The organism is Marinomonas spartinae (assembly GCF_900089775.1).
Classification (GTDB): Bacteria; Pseudomonadota; Gammaproteobacteria; order Pseudomonadales; family Marinomonadaceae; genus Marinomonas; species Marinomonas spartinae.
On the sequence record NZ_FLOB01000008.1, the window covers coordinates 102115 to 122803 of the forward strand.

The window sequence follows — 20689 nt, forward strand, 5'->3', positions numbered from 1 at the left end:
ATGTACTTTAATCTAATTAAGTTTAATCGATCCAGCCGATAGACTAATGGCGCTTCCATTGACTTTTACATTACTTCCCTTGATATTTATATTGCTGCCTTCAATAGTAATATCGCCACTACTAGACATTTTTATTTGAGCAGAACCTGTTTTAATAACAATCTCTTTACCTGCTTCAATATTTAAAACCTTACCAACCTTTAAGGTATCATTCTCCCCAATATCAGAAGACCGATTCATTTTCACTTTAAGGGTTTCGTTATTACCTATCTCAGTTTTAACATCATGATCAACTTTATCGTTACGATCATTTTTGACATAAAGCTGTTGATCTTTCTCTGCTTGCAAATAAACAAGCTCATTGCCTTTTTTATCTTCAAAACGCAACTCATTAAAATTATCCGCCCCGCCCTCTTTTGTTGAGCGAGTTTTAATACCACTCTGCGTTTTTTGTGCAGGCAGGTCATACGGTGGCATGAGGTCAGCGTTATAAACAGCCCCGCTAATAATGGGCTGATCAGGGTCACCGTTTATGAAATCGACCAATACTTCTTGACCAACACGGGGGAAAAAGAAGGCCCCCCATTTTTTGCCTGCCCAGTTCTGAGCAACGCGAATCCAGCAAGAACTTTGTGAATCCTTTTTCCCCTCTCTGTCCCAATCAAACTGAACTTTTACACGTCCATACTTATCAACCATGATTTCATCAGCACTGTCCCCTGTAACAATAGCAGTTTGAATGCCTTGAATAGTTGGCTTTCTTTTAACGGCCTGAGGGCGATATGGAACCTCTTTAGGGACACACTCAAAATGATTGCTGTACACCTCACTAATGGATGAAGTTGATCCACCAGACTGATTCGGCACAGAAACCGTAGTCAGCATAGAAGTAATAACAAAACTCTTACCTTCTAAACGAGGGTCTTCATGCTTTTTAAAACTAAATAATTTACCAACACTGAAGCTACGACAATCACTTTTGCCACTACTCAGTTTCATGTCACGCTGTAGTGACTCAAGCTGAATTGAAGCTAGATTTGCTGCACGAGCATTATTTTCATCTTCCCCTGTATATTCAAAGACTTCAGTTGAAGATTGCGTGGGTAATGTTGATTTCTTTTGTTCACCGTCTGGGTAGCGGGCAGGCTGCTTAAAATCATAGCCCACACGTTTGAAAGAACCTGGAGCAAGACTTAATCCACCCTGCCAACTTGATACATGCGGATCACTCAAGTGCCCCGTTGAATAGGCGACTTTAGATTCATCACACTCTTTATAGGCCGTTGCGTCATCGGATAGAACAAGGGTGTGGTTACTTTTAGTGTGCTCAAAAAAGTAGAAAATACCTTCTTCTTGCAATAAGCGCTGAATAAAGTCAAAGTCCGTTTCTTGGTACTGAACACAATATTCATATTTGGGGTAAGTTTTGGTTGTCTGGTCTTTAAAAGCGACATTATGCTGACCAAACAAGTCTGAAAAAATGTCTTTGATCGTTTTCTTCTGATAAATGCGGCTATTCTTACGATTGCGCATTGAAGAGGCATAAGGAACAATAATGACTTGATAGTCAATAAAGTTCTTTTGCTCGTTTGTATCGGCTACTCTTGAGCCTTTTGAAATCAGGTCGCTTACAATTCCGTGGAAATAACGCTCACCATCATTCTTTGAGTTTTTAACCAATATACTAACAGGTTTACCTAATAGGTCTTCGTGAGCGATTTGACGACCTAAAGCATAAACAGAAGCTGAAATGACAAATAAATCCGACATTGCTTCTTGAGCAACAATTCTAGATAAATACAGCGCATCCTTACCTAGAGGGGTGTTGATCTGTATGACGTTATTTTTTTGCGTTTCGTTTTGCATTCCTTGCCTTACCCATCAAAAAAACAAAAAAAGCTCTGAGCTAATACCCAGAGCCCCTTTAGAAGTAGAAGACAACAAATTACATTTGTTGACCTTTCGCACCGCTGTAACCATAAACAAGAGGTGCAGAAATTGCGTTCTTGTCATCTGTTGGCGTAACAGTCATCATCATTTCAGTATAACTGATAGTGATGGTTTCATAAGGACGATCGTTTTGAACAGAAACTGAATAGCTAGAAATCATAGCGTCAGTCAATTCAATTTTCATAATTTCTTCTACTTTGTCACCTTGCTTAGTGATGTGGAAAACAGCAGGCTGACCTTTACCGATAGTCGCTTCTTTAAAAAGATCAGGAGAAGCTTTATCTTGAAGTTTAGTGATTGTCACATCACCAAGGCGAGTCGCACTTGACTCACGATCCATCGATGTACCAGTATGGGAACTGATTTCACGGCTTACGTTCCAATCCATAGAAAGCACTGTAATCATATCCTTGAAAGATTCAGCCGTCGCTTCGCCTTTGATTGAACCGTATTTTAGATAAGTATTAGCTTGCATTTGATAACGCTCCTTTATTTAATTTTCGCATCCGAAAACTGGATACTTATAACTTTGGTTTCCCAAATTCCCTTTGAAATCATTATCTTTTATATTGCAATGAAAGGAGTACGCTTAATCCCCTTCCTTGGTTAAGACAATGTCTCAAAATGTCCTTCTTATGAATTAAGACAGGGGAATTATAAGGTCGAGCTTAGGAAGAAACAACCCTATATCCCTGTCTTTTTAACATCCTCATTTTTTACTAAATTCAATTACTCATTTACAAAAACTGAAAACTCATTGTCAACCAATGACAAGCTGACTTTATCAATTTTTTTGTTTTCAACCATGCTACTTAATAACACTTCAGACAACAAAGGCAGTACTTTATTTTGCAATATTGCGTGAATGTTACGAGCTCCTGAACCGGCATTCTGGCAATTGTCAACAATATGACTCAATATTTCATCATCATAATCAAAGACACAATCATAGTTTGATTGAATTCTGTTTTTAATTTTTATTAATTGAAAATTAGCAATTTCTGAAATGATGTTATTACTTAATGGTATATATGGAATGACATTGACTCTACCTAGAAAAGCAGGTTTAAAAGCGGCTAATAAGTCATCTTGCAATGCATTCTGTAGCCCCTTAATACTAGGTAAGGCTTCTTCATCCTCAAAAAGCCCCATGGTAGTATCTGTCCCTACATTAGACGTCATAATAATGATTGTGTTTTTAAAGTCTATATCACGACCTTCGCCATCTTTTATCATTCCTTTATCAAACACTTGATAAAAAATATCATGAACGCCAGGATGAGCCTTCTCCATTTCATCCAATAAAATAACGCTGTAAGGCTTTCTTCTAACGGCTTCAGTTAAAATGCCACCTTCACCATATCCGACGTAACCTGGAGGAGATCCTAGCAACAAAGACACTTTATGCTCTTCTTTAAACTCCGACATATTGATCGTGGTGATATTCTCTTCACTACCATACACTTCTTGAGCAAGGGTAAGCGCCGTTTCTGTTTTACCGACACCACTCGGACCTGTCAGCATGAAGATGCCATTCGGCCTATTTTCATCTGCCAATTGGGCTCTTGAGGTCTGCACCACTTTGGCAATAAGATCAAGCGCATGATCTTGACCAACCACCCGCTGCTTCATCGTTTCAGCCAAGTTCAGAACACCAAGAATTTCATCCTGTTGCATTTTGCCAACAGGGATGCCGGTCCAGTCAGAAATCACTTGCGCAATCACTTCTTCATCAACTTGCCAATGAACCATATTACTGGCAAAAGTAGACAACTCTAGCTTGCCGTCTTTGAGAGATTCTAAAACACTCGCATCAGGTGTATCATCATGACTTATCTTATTAAAAGCATCAGACAATTTGGAAACAACTGCCCTCTCTTTTTCTAGCTGCTCTTGTAAAGGCAACAATGCCGTTTGCAAATTTGCTGACTCTTCCTTCAACGCCGCAATTTTAGCACTATGATCAAGACCAGATTTTTCTTCTCTCAATAACATACTTATTTGCGAATCGATATCCGAGATGTTGTTTTCAAGCTGCTCAATGGCATTCGGAACAGAAGCCTGACTCATCGCGACTCGCGCACAAGCCGTATCAAGCAAGCCCACTGCCTTATCAGGTAATTGTCTGCCAGTGATATATCGATGAGATAAGTTGACCGCACTCTCAAGTGCTTGCTCAGAAATAAAGACACCATGATGTTTTTCCATCACAGGCACTAATCCTCGAAGCATAGAAATCGCTTTTGCAGGCTCGGGTTCTTCGACCTTAACCACTTGGAAGCGACGAGAAAGAGCCGCGTCTTTTTCAAAGTATTTTTTATACTCAGCCCATGTGGTTGCCGCAATGGTTCTTAATTCCCCCCTGGCTAACGCGGGTTTTAGTAAGTTTGCCGCATCATTTTGCCCTGCCTGACCGCCACTCCCTATCATGGTATGAGCTTCATCAATAAAAATAACAATAGGATTAACTGAGTTTTTAACCTCTGTGATTAAAGTCTTTAAGCGGTTCTCAAACTCACCTTTCATCCCCGCTCCCGCCTGTAACAAAGCAAGATCAAGACTATGAATTCGCACATTCTTCAGCACATCCGGTACAGATTGTTGCGCGATTCTGAGTGCTAAACCTTCAACCACCGCCGTTTTTCCGACACCGGCCTCACCGGTTAATATGGGGTTATTCTGCCTGCGCCGAGTTAGAATATCGATCATCTGCCTGATCTCAAAGTCTCGTCCCAAAATGGGATCGATTTTTCCATTTTCAGCTTGGGCCGTTAAATCAATCGTAAACTGATCTAGACTGGGTGTCTTGCTCGTGGAGCCGGTTGGTTTTTCAGTTGAGTCTGAAACGAAATTAGATTCTTGAGATTGAGATACGATTTCTGGCCAAGCGTGCAACAATTGACCTGGATCTATTTTATTGAAGTGCTTGCTACACCGAGTGAGTATGCTCGACAGGGTGTCATCTTTTATTAATGTATAAATAACATAAGCACTTCTGATTTGCGTATCGGTAAATTCAATGCTTGTGCTCAACCATGATTGTCGCAATAAAGTGGTTACATGAACGGACAAGCTAGGAGAAGACTCACTCCCCGTCTTCAATGATTCTAAAGATCGATTTAGATCATTTTTGACCGCATCAGCATCCACATCAAACGCACTTAAAATCAACCTAACATCGTCAAGCTGATGTTCTAACATGGCAAACAACCAATGCTCTAGCTCCACAACAAAATGGCTACGGCTATTACAAATAGAAACCGCCTTCTCCAAACTTTGTTTACATTCAGGGCTAAGTTTTTCAACCAGTTTATTCAATGTCATAGAAGACATATATTCTTCCTTATTAAAGTGAGTTATCCTTTACGAGAAAGATGCAAGAACTTTTTAGTATTCACTCGACTAAAAGCCAAAATACCGTTTCCTCCTAGTGCCACATCTTTCTTATTCAGCCTAGCAATATCAGAATTATCAAACTCAGACTCAACAAAAATTCTGAACTGAACACTATTTCCTACATAATCTCTAATAATATTACAGGCAAATTTATATGATTCACCATTAGGGAACAATTTTTTAAGCTGTTGTGAGTTTTTTGGAAAAATATGAACATTAATAAGTGTCGAAACATCCCACATACGACTTCCAATGAAGGCGTTCACTCCAAGCTTAGCATACTGCCCTTCAAATGAACTATGACTTGCTAATCTTGTCTGCTCAGAAGGTTTTAGATACTGCCACTTACCCACCAACTGATCTATTCTAACATCACATTCCAAATAAGAAGTCAAAATATTTTTCAGATCTGATACATTTTTAATTTTCCTAAAAAAAAGCCCTGAAAAGAACAGATTATGGTTAGATTCACCACCACTTAATAGCGACAGAATTTTTGTATGGGCATCTTGGTGGCTAGCGCTATTTGATAAATTAAGAGAGTGTTTATATTTTTTCCATGAACGATAATACAGCGATATTAAACGGTGATTGAACATGTCATAAAAATCACGCATTGCCGTATCTTTATACTTCATTCTTAACAAAACTAGTTCACTGTAAAATTGTGGCATCACCCCAGAAGACCCAGTTAACCCCATAAAGGAAATATCCACTTTAACCCTTTCAAAAGCATTGGGGTCGCCGACCGGTTCGATTCGACTAATAGACGTCCCTGGGAAACCAAATTTTTGAGTAGATGAAAATCTCACAAGCTCATTTTTAGGATCACAATCGTAGCCCACTTTTCTATAAGCCATCTGCCCCTTATCTAACTGCCTTTCTATTAGGTAAATTGCCTTATAAAAATCTAGTTGTGACGCATTGACTAACAATTGCTTCATCATAATAATACCTGTCCACCCACTCGAGCAGGCCACTGATGATAAACTTGCTCTTGCTCCTTCAGCTTCAAACACACCCTTGTGAAACTGTTAATGGCTGCAAATTGCGAGAAAAAGTGCTCTAGAACAGAGGCAAAAAAGAACACACCACTGCCCGAAAAGTCATCATTAGCAAAGGTAATTTCAATATCACTACCACTTGCAAAACATACCCGCCCTTTTTGCACCACACGAGCGGTTGATGGCTCAATAACCACTTTATAAATATTATTAATTAATGCTTTGCTTTGTGGTGATGCTTTAAAGTCATAGAGCCTCAACACTTCTTTTAATCGCTCACAAGCATCAGGACCAGTAAAATAATCGAGATTCAAATGATTGATTAACTGCCAACGCGTGGCATCCCCGAGTATCGGCCTGACAGCATGGGTCGGTGGAACCAAACAGCGTATCTTTTTAATAATATCGCCTTTTTCTGGCATCATTAGCCCTAACTCATCATCCCCAAAGGGTAAGCTGGCAGGTAGGTTTCGATTACTGCATTTTGCACGGACAGTAATAACCGTCTTATCAATGTCCTCATCCAAATGTGCATTGCCAAAAGAGGCATCGACAAGAGAGAGGTATGTTTCGGTTCCGGCCTCTACGTATCCTCCTGCCCACATAGCCGTTTCCCTTCTAATGTGCCAGAATAAATCTTTGCTCCCCTGATACTTAGGGTGAGTTTGGCCATAGAAAGGGGCGGCAACTTGTTTGTTGCCTTTTGAATCAAAAACAACTACTTCCTCAATACTGATGACTTCTGATATTTCAGCATCCATATATCGAGGCGATAATTTATATTCGTACTCACTCAGTTGCGGCCTAATTGGCTCAATTTCCTGTTCAAAGTGATTGATGATAGGAGTACAACCTAGCAAAAAGCTCTCGCTATCAATTTGCTTTTCTAGCTCAGATGAATCGGTATCAATGTAAAAAAATATGCTAGTAGAGCCAGACTCCTTAGGTAACAGAGCCCTAATGTCTTTCAGCTCAAAAAACCTGAACTTTTCCGGAAATACAAAATTTTCAACCAGCATCCTAAAACCTGAGGAAGCATGATGAGAGTATGGTACAACCGTTTCAGTGTCTTTGAACCCAACAGAATGAAGCTGCTCTTTCGATAAATATCGAACGCCTTCTTGGCCATTATCGAAAGCGACACCAATACAATTTTTAAATAATAACTCATATATTTTTAAGGCATGATGCCATTGACCATTAATATAAAATCTTAAGTTATTTAAATCGGATTCATATAGAGACACGCCTTCATACTCGCAAACCACATCCAGCTTGAAAATTGATTTAACTGGTTTCTCCCACTTCGACTTTGGAGCGACAAAAGGCGCATTTTCAAATTTTGCAGACTGTATCTCGACTGGCCATAAATTTGTTTCAAAACACGTTTTAAACTTGCAAGACTTCATGCCCTCTGCATTCGACTCAACTTCTGCTCCGATAGGGACAACTACCCCTGTTGTCGAGAGGTTCTCGGCCTCAAGCTTAATAATGGACATGGAAGGTATAGTCGCTTGATAATCAGGAAACATTTGCCCCAGTAAGGCATCGGTTAATTCAGGAAAACTATCTTCAAGCTTTTGTCTAATATTAGCTGTCAAAAAAGCAAATGACTCAACCAGACGTGAGACATGGGGATCCTCAATAGTATCACCATTAAGTTTTAGCCTACCTGCTACTTTCGGATACTTTTCGGAGAACTCCTTACCCATTTTTCGAATAAAAGATAACTCTCGATTATAATATTTTAGTAATTCATCATTCATAAAGAAGCCTCAATTATTTTCATCCCTAAATTTATAGGCTCAACTTCTGAGTTAAAACTGATAAATTCAGGCTCCGGATCCGCATAGAGCAAAGCATTTATTCGTAAGTTCAGAATTCTATTAAGGGGAAGCTCTTCATCAGTAAACACTTCAACCTCAATAAATCTCGGCTCAAATTTCTCAATTGTCTTTTTGACGATATCACATAATAAATCACGGCCATCACTAGAGCTAACTGACATACTGGAAAAATCCGGCAAGCCATAGGATAAAATCGACGTTGATAGCTCTTGGTATTGTTCCGGCCAAGTATGCCATTGGATTCTGGCATTTAGTAACGCTTCAATATCCCGCCGAATGTTCCTACGCAAATCGGAAATACTTATCCCCTCGGTTCGAGAGGGTGAGTCTTGTACATCCGGATCATCGTCAATCAGACGATCAAGAATGGAGGCTTGAAGCTGTTGCTTGCTCTCTATCATGATTAATCTATGGCAACCTCTTTATCCTTTGAAATACTCAAATCAGAGATCAGCGTTGCTTCCTCATTAATAAAAAGCATCTTCATACCACGCCCTAAAGTGACATTATCAGAAAGCTCATCCCATTCCGTTATTTGACCAAGTTTCTCAATATCACTTGTCGATTGGGCATATACCAAGGGCAAGTGAGCAGTGCCTGTTGGCCCATCTTTTATGGTCATTTCAACTCTAAGCCAGATGTTTTCCAAGAGAGAATCAACTGGCTCAACCTTCAGGGTTTCAATCTCGCTAAAACGCGCTAAATAAAACTCACCGTTAGTACCTAATACCTCTAAATATGGATTGAGCACATCGTCTAAATCACGAATCAAGCTCTGGGGCTCATCATCACTTACAAAATCAAAACGCAATGATTCAAGCTTCGCGCTCATTTCGTCCAACGATTGCGTATCACCCTCTAGTTTTGCTAGATGCATATCAAGAAACAACGTATCTAACTCATCAGCTTGATGAAACAACTTTGGAATACTTTTCCCATTGTAGAAATCCCTTCTAGACTGCTCAGCACGAATGAGATGCCTAAGGTTTACCGCCCCCACAGCAAACTCGGGTTGTTTCTTCACCATAAAATCAAGCTGCTTATCTGCGCGATCTAGCTCACCATCGATACATAACAACTCGACATATGCGCTTCTGATATCAAAATTTAAAGGATCGTCTTTTAGCAGCTCAGTACAGTAATCGATCGCTTCAGATAACTTACCATTTTTGATAAATTCGAATATTTTTTTCATGTATTATTCCTTAATTTGATGATGCGGGCTTAGCTCCGTAATCAGCCGAATGCTAGACACCATTTGATCCAATTGAAAATGAGGCTGAAGTTGAAGAAGAGAAAAAAAATGTCCAGGCCTTGACTTATTTTCACTGACTTTGACTTTGGCATTACTAAGCGGATATTTACTTCTTACTTGCTCTGACGCTGAATCTGAGGCGGTGGTATAGTTATTTATCCAAGCTTGCAAATCTCGTTCACAAGCCTGTGCCGTGGTATAGCTGCCAATACGGTCACGAGCTAACACTTTTAAATAATGAGCAAACCTAGATACACATAGGATATATTGGAGCATAGATGACAAACGCGCATTAACATTAGCGACATTACTGTCATAGTTTTTGGCCAACTGTGCGGATGCATTACTATAGAAAACAAGATGTTCTGTATTAGTAACAGAAGATACTGGGATAAAACCTAGCTCAGATAGTTCTTTTTCAAGCTTTGTCGTGACAATAAGATCAACAGGCGGTTTCCCTTCTTTTTGGTAAGAATCATTTTTAAAGTAATCCTTAGCAATACCCGTCACCATTCCCTTTGATATTTTACCAGGATCCATTCCTCGTATATGACCAAACCAACCACTTGCACAGTAGGCTCGTATCAGTGTTGAGACAAAAGGAAAAGCGGCATTCCCCCATAGCATATCTTTATCTGAATCATGGATATGCTCGACAAAATAAAAGCTCTCAGAGCGCTTTCCATTATTCAAATATGGGGATCTAACCAATACCCGCGGCAACGTTAAACCGACAAAACGAGACTCTTCCATACTACGGAAGCTGCGCCAGTTAATATATTCTGGCTGCTCGAATTGTGTAAATAAATCATACGCATGACCTAACTCAGAAAAAGCATCCACGCCAAACAAGCTTGAATCACCAGCACATACAAAAGGCGAAAAAGCGGCAGCAGCGGTTTTTGATATCTCTTTTAATGTAGCAATATCATTATATAAAGAGCCATTGGATTGGGCATTGCTTATTTCATAATTACCAATGACAACACCAAAAGGCTCGCCACCAGGATGGTCAAATTCACTTTGATAGACTAATTTAAAAAATGCGCTCTGATCGAAATCAATTGCCTTACTAACATCTCGGGACAATGTCATCCAATTACAATTCAAAAGTTTAATCTTAACTTTTCTTTCATTATCCATTTGCTCAGCTTGGGATAACAACCAAAAAAGGCTACGCCAACCAGATTCTAATTTTTTAAATTTTTCTTCATGAATAATGATATTGATCTGCTGGCAAAGTTTTGCATCAATATCGGTAATAACTTTCTGTATATAGGAGCTGACAGATTCCTTATTCCAAATTAAAGGCGAGTCTGAAGAGCTTTCGAGCCAAAGTAAAAGCGCTTTATTGAGATCTTTTTCATTAAGAAATCGATCCAATAAGGAGTCACTATCACTTATTCTATACTCAGTTTGTCTTCCAAAAGCTGAGTTTTGACTTATAAACGAAAACTCTTCAACACTCATGTACTACATCATCCTTAATTTTAACGCTTAAATCGCTTTTTCTACTTAACCAACTTCAGGTATCTTAGCGACTAAACGTAATGAGGACGTTAACTCTTCCATTTGCAACCAAGGCTTAAGCCAAGCAACAGCATTATAAGCCCCTGGTTGACCAGGAATTTCCTTAACCCGAACTTTAGCGTCGGCTAATGGATAACGAGCACGAATATCCTGACCACCACCTTCTGTTGCATTCACATAAGATAAAATCCAACGGTTCAGCCAAGCTTCAACGTCTTCAGCTTCCATGAAACTGCCGATTTTATCGCGCGCCATTACTTTTAAATAATGTGCAAATCGAGATGTCGCCATCAAATAAGGCAACCTAGCTGAAATAGCGGCATTAGCCGTTGCATCAGGGGTATCGTATACTTTTGGTTTCTGACAGCTTTGACCACCAAAGAAAACCGCATAATCAGTGTTCTTATAGTGACACAAAGGTAAAAAGCCTAGTTTACTCAGTTCTGCCTCACGACGATCGGTAATACCAATTTCAGTTGGGCATTTCAAATCAGGGTCACCATCATCGCTGGTAAAAATATGAGTAGGCAAGCCTTCTACCTTACCACCCCCTTCCGCACCACGAATAGCAGTACAGAAGCCATATTGAGAATAAGCTTTGGTCATGTTAGTTGCCATCGCATAGGCGGCATTACTCCAGCAGTAATCACCATTATCGGTACTTACAGAACGACCAGCTTTCGGTTCTATTTCAAACTCTTCGAAATTAAATTCTTCAACAGGTTTAGAGGCTGCTCCATATGGCAGACGAGATAAGAATCTAGGCATAGTCAAAGTAACAAAGCGTGAGTCATCGCTTTCTCTAAACGAACGCCATTTAGTGTACTCTAATGATTCGAATACTTTTTCTAGATCCCGAGGCTTAGTCAACTCTTCCCAGTTGTCAAAGCCAAACAAAGAAGGGGAAGAAGCCGAAACAAATGGACAAAAACCAGCCGCAGCTACGTTGGACATCAAGCTAAGCGTTTCAATATCTTCAGGGTGATTCGTAAATTCATAATCCCCTACTATCGTGCCGTAAGGCTCACCACCTGGCGTACCGAACTCAGACTCGTAAATTTTCTTAAACGTTTGACTTTGGTCAAACTCAACTGCTTTACTCAAGTCTTTATGAAGCTCTTTTTTCTTCATATTCAGCACGCGAATTTTCAGTGTCGAATTGGTCTCAGAGTTCATCACTAGATGATGAAGACCTCTCCAAGTCCCTTCCAGTTTCTGAAATTGATCAGTGTGCATAATGGCGCTAAGTTGCTTCGATATTTTGTTATCGATCAAATCAATCGCTTCATTAAATGTCACCGTCATATTCTTGTTCCACTGAACAGTACCTTTTAAGGCTTCCTGTGTCAGGGTTTTTAACAACTCTTCTGCTCGACTAGATTCAGTCTGCTTGGTCGCACCAATCGCCTGCTCCAAAAGAGAGACACTTTGCTCAACAACCGTTTCCGCACCGCTTAAAGCTTCTTCCGTGCTCATTTGTCTTCCTCCTCAATGCTTAATTCCTTCGCCATTGCTTCGAGGCTAGTTGTGTTACTTAGCACCTCTTCCAAAACATTTTCCAACTCTTCGGATCGATCTATTTTGGTCATGAGATCACGCAATTTATTACGAGTCTCCATCAACTTACGCAAAGGCTCAACTTGATTTACAACGGCTGCTGGCTCAAAGTCACTCATTGTTTTAAAGTTTAAGTCAACTGCAAACTGACTATCGTCATCCGTTAAAACATTATCAACTTTCATTGAAAGGCTTGGGCTCATTCGTTTCAAAACATCATCGAAACTATCACGATCAATCTGAATAAATCGTCTATCTTTCAATGGTTTCAACGCCTCTGTATTATCACCAGAGAAATCCCCCATTACCCCTACAACAAAAGGAAGCTCTTTTTTTACAACAGCCCCTTCCGTTTCTACGTCATAAGTAATATGAACGCGAGGCTTTCGAACTCGCTTTAGATTGTCATGAATGCTCATTAGAACTCCTTTTACTATGTTTCAGTTTCGCTGACTCGAATACCAGACAGCTTAAAATAGCCTGTTCTAGCATCATTGTCTGTAATTAATTCATCCAACAATTCAGGAAGAGATAGTTTGCTCCAACGTATCACTTGCTCAATGGTGTAAGACATTGGTGAGTGCGGCTCAGTCTCTCTAAAATAAGCCGCAATTTCAGATAGTTTTTTAATAGCACTGGCTCTTGAGTCAATTTTTCCATTATCTGAACGTGATTCAGACACAGTCTCACTAGATTGCCCCTCAACATCCGACACTTCAGATAATACTTCTGCCTCGGACGCAGCTGATTCTGCGGCGGCTTCTAATTTTTCCTTACCAATGTGTTCAATAGCCGCCATACTAGAATCAAGTACGCGCTTAATATTAGACGTCGGCTGAGGGCTACCAGTCACCCTATCCATCACATCACTAAGAATAGAGAAGTGCTCTATTGCTTTTTCGACATCGTTTTTTAGATTAGTAAAAAAGTCGACACTCGTTTCAAGAGCACTCTTTTCAACATCCTCATAGTCAACTGCACCTTGAGCTATTTTTTTTTCGCGCTTATCCTCAGCCATCCTAGAAATATCATAGGCTTGTTGGTACTCCCAAAAGGTAAAGGGGCCATAGTTAATTCCTTCTGTAATAGGAATATTTTTTATTGGCATAACCAACGCACCCTCTTGGGCGATACCATTTAGACCAACCAAAGCGGATAACTTTTCAGATAGCTCTTCACCCTCTTCCAACGTGGGAAAAAGATCCAAGAAATGCTCATCAATGAGAGTGTGGGCAATTTCAAAACCCAAAGCAAGACCTTTAAAGCCCTCTAGACGACATAAAGACTCGATAAGCCAAGCGATGTATTCAATGTCCTTGCTCTCGTTTTTTATTGCTTCCTTACATTGCTCAAAAAGAGGCTGCCACTCCCGAGTTAACAAAGAAAACCCTTCTTCATCGACCAAGGCGTTCCGCTCAGCGGCTCTAAGCTGGTTTCGTAAATCTTTTAATGTGTAGTACGTAGAATTCGGAGAAATATCGGCACGTGGATCAGAGCCTGCAAACTGATCCTCTAAAATCGGAGAAGTACATTCTTCTAGTGTTAACATTCCATCGTCCTGCTCTAGTAGCATTTAATAATTAATACGAATTTTACTAGTCCCTCATCCCCTTTACAAGACAAGCGAAAGTAAAGCTTATACGAAATGTAAGCGACTAAAAAAAGTCAAGCTCAACAAAGAATTAATTAACAAAAAAAGCGAAATAGCATTATCTTTCTTACTTTTTCACTTTACTTTATCAAACATGAAATATAAAAAATAGAGACATATCTCTACAGTATGCCTGTCTTTATAAGCTCCACCTAAAAAACCACATGGGTATTAAGGTAGACGATTTAATTGGCGACCAAATAAAGGCACTGTTTTCTCACTTAGCGAATCAAACTCATCATCCATAACAGGCTTATCCACCCCATTATAAACAACAACAATACAGGTAACGTTGTCTTTAGCCCCCCTTACTAAGGATGAATGCATAAGCGCAAGCCCTGTATCTATAACACTCTGCCCATCAAGCATGGAGCAAATCTCTTGATCAGATAACTCCCCAGTAAGACCATCGGAACACAACAAAAACATATCTTCGCTGCGAACTTCACGCTTTATGACATCAATATTAATATCGTCCGCCACCCCAACTGCTCGAGTAATAACATTCGACAATGGGTGAGAGCCCATTTCACTTTTGCTAATAACGCCTTGGGCAACTAATTCATTCACTTGACTATGATCGCTAGATATTTGAGTAAAATCACCATCACGAAGTAAATAAGCACGACTATCACCAGCCCAAACAACAAAGAACTCATCATTTTTGATAAACAAAATAACAATCGTACTGCCTGCTATTTTCCCTCCTAAATGATAATGGCTATATTGTTTTAGATCATAATTCGCTTTCTTCACAGCCGAAACAATATGATCAACGGTTAACTCTTCATAAGTATAATTTAATACTTTCGCCCTGATTGCATCGACAACCAATTGACTGGCATAGTCACCCGCTTCATGCCCGCCCATTCCATCAGCGACTACCCATAAATTATGACTAGAAATTTCCGCAAATGAGTCTTCATTTAGCTGTCTTACTACTCCCCTATGGGAGATCGCATAACTAGTATTAGTTCTTGTCATTATCCCTAACCTGCACGTGATTCCATTGCCACTGCTGCCATCTACCGTCAAACATAGCCGCGGCCTGATTAACAGAAGGCAACCCTGAAGTAATAATGACAGAGGGACTCAAGAGACATGAGCCATGAGTCCACCAAATACTATAGCTGCCGTATTTTTTATATAATAAGGCGTGCAACATATCTTGCATTGCCCCACCACCAAGCTCTGTTCCTGAAAACTCAAACACCTGGGCGGTTTTATTTTCATCTGGAGAAGTAAAATACTTATAGCGCTTTGATACATCCGCTATTGGCTTAACAGCCTTCTCAACCTCTTTCCTCCAACTAAATAGATCAACCGAATCCTCTAAAACAGCAAGAACCGCATCCTCGTATTCAAGACACAGAGCATCAGATTCCATAACCTCAACGGGTAAATTATCTGTATCCGCCACCAGTGTAAAAGGGTACGGCCTTCCTACAACATCCATGCTAGGCATCACCGTCCCCATTTTGGCGCTATCCCCTGCTATACCGGGAGACATACCAAAATGCCATACTGGACCCGTTAAGAATTTATCCTTCCAAGAATCTCCCATCCTCTCTTTACTAACAGAAAGAACAGCCTGCAACCAACGGTCCCACACTTCCTGAAAGTCGGTATCGACATTATCTTGAAGAAAGTCCCCTACACTGGGTAACTTTCCAAGATAACCAAAACTCACAACTTGTTCGGACATGTAAAACTCTCTAACGAATCATTCCAAAAAGGATTTCTTACGGAGTTAGGCAATAACTTAACCACCGCACTGTTACCCTCAACATCAAAATGCATGCTTAAGTCCTTGGCAGTCTTCGCCCGTTTTCTTTGTAAGGCATCCAGCATTCTGAAAAGTGACCACTCCCCATCATAGTTTTGACTAATTAAACGACCACCACCAATCAAACTAAACTCAACTTTTGTTCCTGCAAGTGGTTTAGGCCCAGGCCAAGACATACTTGTCACACGCTGTGGCCCGTGGCGATAAACAAGAGACTGACCATTAACGTCTAACTTAATACTCGAAACACTTCGATCAAGCTCTTCAGGCTTCAACCCAAAGCCAATATCCAAAGCGCCACTTCCGTTATCGAAGAATGCTTTACGTATTCTGTAGGCCTCATGAAACATCGTCAAAGTAGAAAGACTCATACCAATATCTCTCTTAAATGACCACCTTGTGCTACCCATATTCACACTTGGCGCCACATAGGTTGTAAAGAACTTATCCAGTGTCCCCCCTGGGCCAAAGAAATGGGCAAAGTCCTTCAAGCTGATTTCTTGCTTGCTATTTTTAGCAACAGGATAACGTCCAGCTATGGCTGCCCTGTATTCAGGCAAAACATCATTGCGCCACATTTTATTGATGACTCGGTCTGCATTTAGCTTAACAATATCTGACGTGTCGCCAGCAACACTTTTAAGCCAATCAGAGAATGGGGCAACAATATCACTAGATGACAACTGATTAATAAAATCAGGTTCACCTTTCCCTTTTAACTGCTCCTTAATGGAAGCGGTCATATCATCACTTTGGCTAATTTTATTAAGATAAACATTTAGTGATTTAAGATCGGATTGGACCTTATCAAGTTTTGCGGGATCCAAGCCTAATATCCCCTGGAACGCCTCTTCAACTTCATGACCAGGAAGAAGTTTTTTCGATCCAGGCTGTGTTGCCTCAGGCAAAAACTTATTAATTCGCTCCGCTTTTTCTGCTATGGCAGCATTTGCAGCCCCAGCCAGACCAGCGGCTTTTTTAAGTGCACCATTTGTTTGGCTTTCAGGGGCATTCGTTAAAGCGACATTCCTTTGAACCACTGAAATGATGTTTTTAATCGGTGCCTCTGGACCAGATAAAGCATCCGTTACCTTAATACCTTCAGAAACCGAATTAAAATCCTTAACTTTCAAATTATCCAAAAAGCTTTTCCAATAATAGATGTAATCTTGAAAATAACGTCTTTCAAGCTCTTTTTCTACCTGCTGTTTTGACACATCGTATGTACCAGCAGCCTCTTTACCATATACCCAGTTACTGGAAATCAAAGTCCCTAGCATCTTACTTTTTTCAACATTGAATATGCCGTAAAAGCCATTATAGGTGTACAAACCTGGAATTGTATTAGACGCCTCAGAAGGGTCCTTCAACTCAAACGCATCAGCCGTTTTAGCACTGATAACGTCAGTCAGCCTGAACGGAGGAATACTGCTATTCATATAGTCCGCCCTTAATCGTTGATAGGCTCTTTCTGCCACGGGCAACTTGGTTAAAGCCAGTCGAGCAGCATGTACTGCATCACTATCCATTTGTGTCTGATCTAATTTAATAGACAATAAGGTTGCTAAGTGATGATGTAAATCTGCTCTGATTTGGACATTTTTATCCCCCGGTAATTTACGATCGAAGTAAGCATCAAACCAAGCCTCAACATCACTCGCATCAAAATGATCAGGCATATAAAGCATTAAATAGGTTCTAAGGGTTTCATAAAGATAACTTAGATGCTCTGCATTGTTTTTCATCTCAGACAAAAGCACCTTAACCATATAAGGTTCTAGATACGCTTTAAGTGAACGCTCGTAGGCACTCATCGAGGTTTGTTTTAGGTTAGAAATTTTGTCCAGCCCAACACCTACCAGCGAACCTTGATCTTCTGCTCCGGGTTTGATAGCAGGCAGATCCCGCAAGGCATTGAGACGATCATTTAATACAACTAAATTATTGGTATCAAAAACCCCAGAGTCCACTTTCTTATACTGTGTTACTAGCTTGTCAGTTTGATCTATTAATTTGGAGTTCGACGAATAACTACCATACGCAAGAAAGCCAAAACCCAGCAAACCAACGCACCCTAAAGACACGCCGGCCACCCTAAGCCACTTATTCTGCTTATCGTGATATTTATTAGTACTCGCTAAGTTTTGTTCAGGAAAAACAACACTTTCCAAAACCTTTTTAATAAAGAAGCTTCTAGATTTATTGATATGGCCGCCATTGGCGACTTTTTTGTCACTGAGAAAACTAGAAGGATCTCCTTCTTGAGTTGCACTTGTTAAATAAACGCCGCGAAATACCGGAGGCTGCTCATAAGTATTGGGAGTAAAAATCTCTTTCAAAAAAGAGTACGATACCTCTTGTAGAAACCTAAGCTGATGAGGGAACTCAAAGACTTTAGCTCGTACTGACTCATCCCGTTCATTAATTAACCTACGATTTAACATCTCAGCCAGGTTAGCAATCAAACCATGAAATTCTTTATTAAACTGCTCTATTTGGGTGCCATTTTTTGAATCCATTGGGAAGGTCACCCCCCAAATTTGGTTACTCTCTTCTTCCGTCAACTCGTTAAAAAAATCACGAAAACCATCAATAAGATCGGCTTTTGATAGAATGACATAAACGGGAAAGGTCATACCAAGCTGATTCTGCAGCTCCTGCAAACGTTGCTTAATGGCTCTGGCATGGAGATTCCTTTCCGTTTTGGTTTGCCCCATCAGCTCAGAAATACCCATACTAATAACTACACCATTAATCGGTCTTAATGGGCGATACTTTCTCAAAAGACCAAGAAAGCCTTGCCAAGCTTTCGAATCATGCTTGGCGTGACTATCCTGAGTGGTATAACGGCCTGCCGTATCAATCAAGACAGCTTTATTTGTAAACCACCAGTCGCAGTTACGTGTTCCACCCACACCTTTAATTAAATCAACGCCTAGCTTATCTTTTAATGGATAATCTAACCCAGAGTTATTGATGATTGTGGTTTTACCCGCCCCTGGTGGGCCAATCATAATATACCAAGGTAACTGATATATATTTTTACCTTTAAACAACTTAACGTCTTTTAGAAGCGCAATAGCATCCGACATACGGTTTTTCAGCGTATTGATCTCTTCGTTTATATCGTCATTATCAACACTGTCATCTATCAGCTCTTCTGCCATGTTGGTATTACGCTTACTCTGCTTAGACAGCTGATAAATCTTCGTCACCGCAACACCAAGAACAATGCATAATATTAGAATGACTCGCGCTAAAATACTTTTAAGCGGAACAAAACCAGCAATGGCGATAAGAGGGCCACCGAACCAAATCAAAAGAAACAAACATAAAAACCCAATAATAAGCATCGCTGTTCTTGAGGTTAATATGTAAGAGAGTTTCTTACATCTTTTTATAAAACTCATTTCAACTCCATTTAGAAAAGTAAGTCAATTTCTACTCTGCGATTCATTGCTCGGGATTTACTATCAGTATTAGGTGCTATAGGATCTGCAGCTCCCCTTCCCTCTGGCCAGAGGCGGCCACTTAAATTGGTATTTTTCGCCATCGCATTTGCCACTTCATTTGCTCTAGCAAGAGATAACAACCAATTCGAAGGATATTCTGCTGTCTTTATCGGAGTATCATCTGTGTAACCTGTAATAAGAATACGGCCTTTGGTACCCTCTAAGCTAAGTGCTAGCTTTTGCAAAATAGGCACTACTGAAGGCAGCAAAGAAGCTTCGCCAGGTTTAAACAAATCTCTGTTGTTTATTGTCAAACGAATTCGGTCACTCTTTTTCTGAATACTAATAATGCCCTTTTGAATTTCTGTTTGCAGTAACTGCTCAAGAACCAAAAGCTGCTTATCTTTTTTATCGACCGTTTTTTGTAAGTCAATGGGATGTATTGAAGCCAAAGAGCTATCTACTTTCGAGAGCTGATCATTAAGTTGCGTATTCAAAAAAAGATACAAAGCTAAACCAAGCGCACCAAGAATAGAAAAAACCACCCAGAGAGGGGTTTTCTGTCTTAACTCTCCGCCATTAGCAACTTTTCGCTCCCAATCAGGAGATAGAACGTTTTTTACTGGGCCATCTAATTGATTTAAAACGTTATAAGCCCTATTTCGATAGTCCTCCACACCACCGCTTTGATGATTACCTACTCTAAATTTACCTTTAAAGCCAAGGTTTAAACAATGGTACTGGAGTTCCAAGAAGTCTCGATTATGTTCAGGATAACGAAGCGACTCATCAATTAAAGTATAAAAATACTCTCCGCCAAATGTTTCCTTATGAAAAATAGAGAGCAAACTCTCTTTAGCCCATTCCATTGAGCTCCAGCGGGAGTTTAGTACACTCTCATCTAATAATGCACAAAGACAATAACGTGCATTAAAAATCGTTTTATCTGGAATGCCTGCATCACGAGCCTCAAATTCGAAAGACTTAACCGCATCGGTACACCGATGCTTAAAGCCCGACAAATCAGGCAGGCTTTCAGCCTGATTTACAAAAATAGCCAGTGACAAACAGTCCGACGCAGCCTCTAAGAGGCTGTTTTTGAAAATCGAAACTTTTGGCCCGCTTTGTTTTTGCAACGGAATTGCATTTGATGATATTTGTGTTTTATCAGAGTTATCATCTGTAGAGCCACTGTTTTCAGCATCTCGACCAAGGCGACCAGGTCTAGGCTTTATTTTAGTCTCATCCACTGAAACACACT

General features: G+C 40.1%; 15 protein-coding genes. All 15 read right to left on the reverse strand.

What is annotated here, in order from left to right; genetic code table 11:
- Positions 1-12: 12 nt before the first annotated feature.
- On the reverse strand, positions 13-1866 hold the full coding sequence (locus MSP8886_RS15655) for a type VI secretion system Vgr family protein (protein ID WP_067018117.1): 1854 nt from the start codon (positions 1864-1866) through the stop codon (positions 13-15).
- 79 nt (positions 1867-1945) lie between these two features.
- Positions 1946-2425: an Hcp family type VI secretion system effector gene (locus tag MSP8886_RS15660; protein WP_067018119.1), complete on the reverse strand. Its 480-nt coding sequence runs from the start codon at positions 2423-2425 to the stop codon at positions 1946-1948.
- Between the two features lie 254 nt (positions 2426-2679).
- Positions 2680-5283 carry a type VI secretion system ATPase TssH gene (gene tssH / locus MSP8886_RS15665; protein WP_067018121.1) on the reverse strand — a complete coding sequence of 868 codons (2604 nt, stop codon included), beginning with the start codon at positions 5281-5283 and terminating at the stop codon, positions 2680-2682.
- Positions 5284-5306: 23 nt separating this feature from the next.
- Positions 5307-6293, reverse strand: a complete 987-nt coding sequence (gene tssG, locus MSP8886_RS15670) for a type VI secretion system baseplate subunit TssG (protein WP_067018123.1) — start codon at positions 6291-6293, stop codon at positions 5307-5309.
- Complete coding sequence (gene tssF, locus MSP8886_RS15675) at positions 6290-8116, reverse strand: type VI secretion system baseplate subunit TssF (RefSeq protein WP_067018125.1); 1827 nt, start codon at positions 8114-8116, stop codon at positions 6290-6292. The genes tssG and tssF overlap by 4 nt, the downstream gene beginning before the upstream one ends.
- A complete protein-coding gene (gene tssE / locus MSP8886_RS15680) occupies positions 8113-8598 on the reverse strand; it encodes a type VI secretion system baseplate subunit TssE (protein WP_067018127.1) in 486 nt (161 codons plus the stop codon). Before tssE ends, tssF begins: the two co-directional genes overlap by 4 nt.
- A gap of 2 nt (positions 8599-8600) precedes the next feature.
- Positions 8601-9392, reverse strand: a complete 792-nt coding sequence (locus tag MSP8886_RS15685; RefSeq protein WP_067018128.1) for a type VI secretion system accessory protein TagJ — start codon at positions 9390-9392, stop codon at positions 8601-8603.
- A 3-nt stretch (positions 9393-9395) separates the two neighbouring features.
- Positions 9396-10922, reverse strand: coding sequence for a type VI secretion system contractile sheath large subunit (gene tssC / locus MSP8886_RS15690; protein WP_067018130.1), 1527 nt, complete (start codon positions 10920-10922; stop codon positions 9396-9398).
- Between the two features lie 45 nt (positions 10923-10967).
- Positions 10968-12458 carry a type VI secretion system contractile sheath large subunit gene (gene tssC / locus MSP8886_RS15695; RefSeq protein WP_067018132.1) on the reverse strand — a complete coding sequence of 497 codons (1491 nt, stop codon included), beginning with the start codon at positions 12456-12458 and terminating at the stop codon, positions 10968-10970.
- Positions 12455-12958: a type VI secretion system contractile sheath small subunit gene (tssB, locus tag MSP8886_RS15700; protein ID WP_067018134.1), complete on the reverse strand. Its 504-nt coding sequence runs from the start codon at positions 12956-12958 to the stop codon at positions 12455-12457. The genes tssC (MSP8886_RS15695) and tssB overlap by 4 nt, the downstream gene beginning before the upstream one ends.
- Before the next feature lie 14 nt (positions 12959-12972).
- The gene (tssA, locus tag MSP8886_RS15705; RefSeq protein WP_067018249.1) at positions 12973-14088 is read right to left on the reverse strand and encodes a type VI secretion system protein TssA; all 1116 of its coding nucleotides are present in this window, start codon (positions 14086-14088) and stop codon (positions 12973-12975) included.
- A gap of 273 nt (positions 14089-14361) precedes the next feature.
- Complete coding sequence (locus MSP8886_RS15710; protein WP_217491354.1) at positions 14362-15174, reverse strand: PP2C family protein-serine/threonine phosphatase; 813 nt, start codon at positions 15172-15174, stop codon at positions 14362-14364.
- Positions 15161-15895 (reverse strand): type VI secretion system-associated protein TagF, encoded by a 735-nt coding sequence (tagF, locus tag MSP8886_RS15715; protein WP_067018138.1) that lies wholly within the window; start codon positions 15893-15895, stop codon positions 15161-15163. The genes MSP8886_RS15710 and tagF overlap by 14 nt, the downstream gene beginning before the upstream one ends.
- The gene (gene tssM, locus MSP8886_RS15720) at positions 15877-19329 is read right to left on the reverse strand and encodes a type VI secretion system membrane subunit TssM (RefSeq protein ID WP_217491169.1); all 3453 of its coding nucleotides are present in this window, start codon (positions 19327-19329) and stop codon (positions 15877-15879) included. The genes tagF and tssM overlap by 19 nt, the downstream gene beginning before the upstream one ends.
- A gap of 68 nt (positions 19330-19397) precedes the next feature.
- Positions 19398-20678 carry a type VI secretion system protein TssL, long form gene (gene tssL, locus MSP8886_RS15725; protein WP_067018142.1) on the reverse strand — a complete coding sequence of 427 codons (1281 nt, stop codon included), beginning with the start codon at positions 20676-20678 and terminating at the stop codon, positions 19398-19400.
- Positions 20679-20689 lie beyond the last annotated feature (11 nt).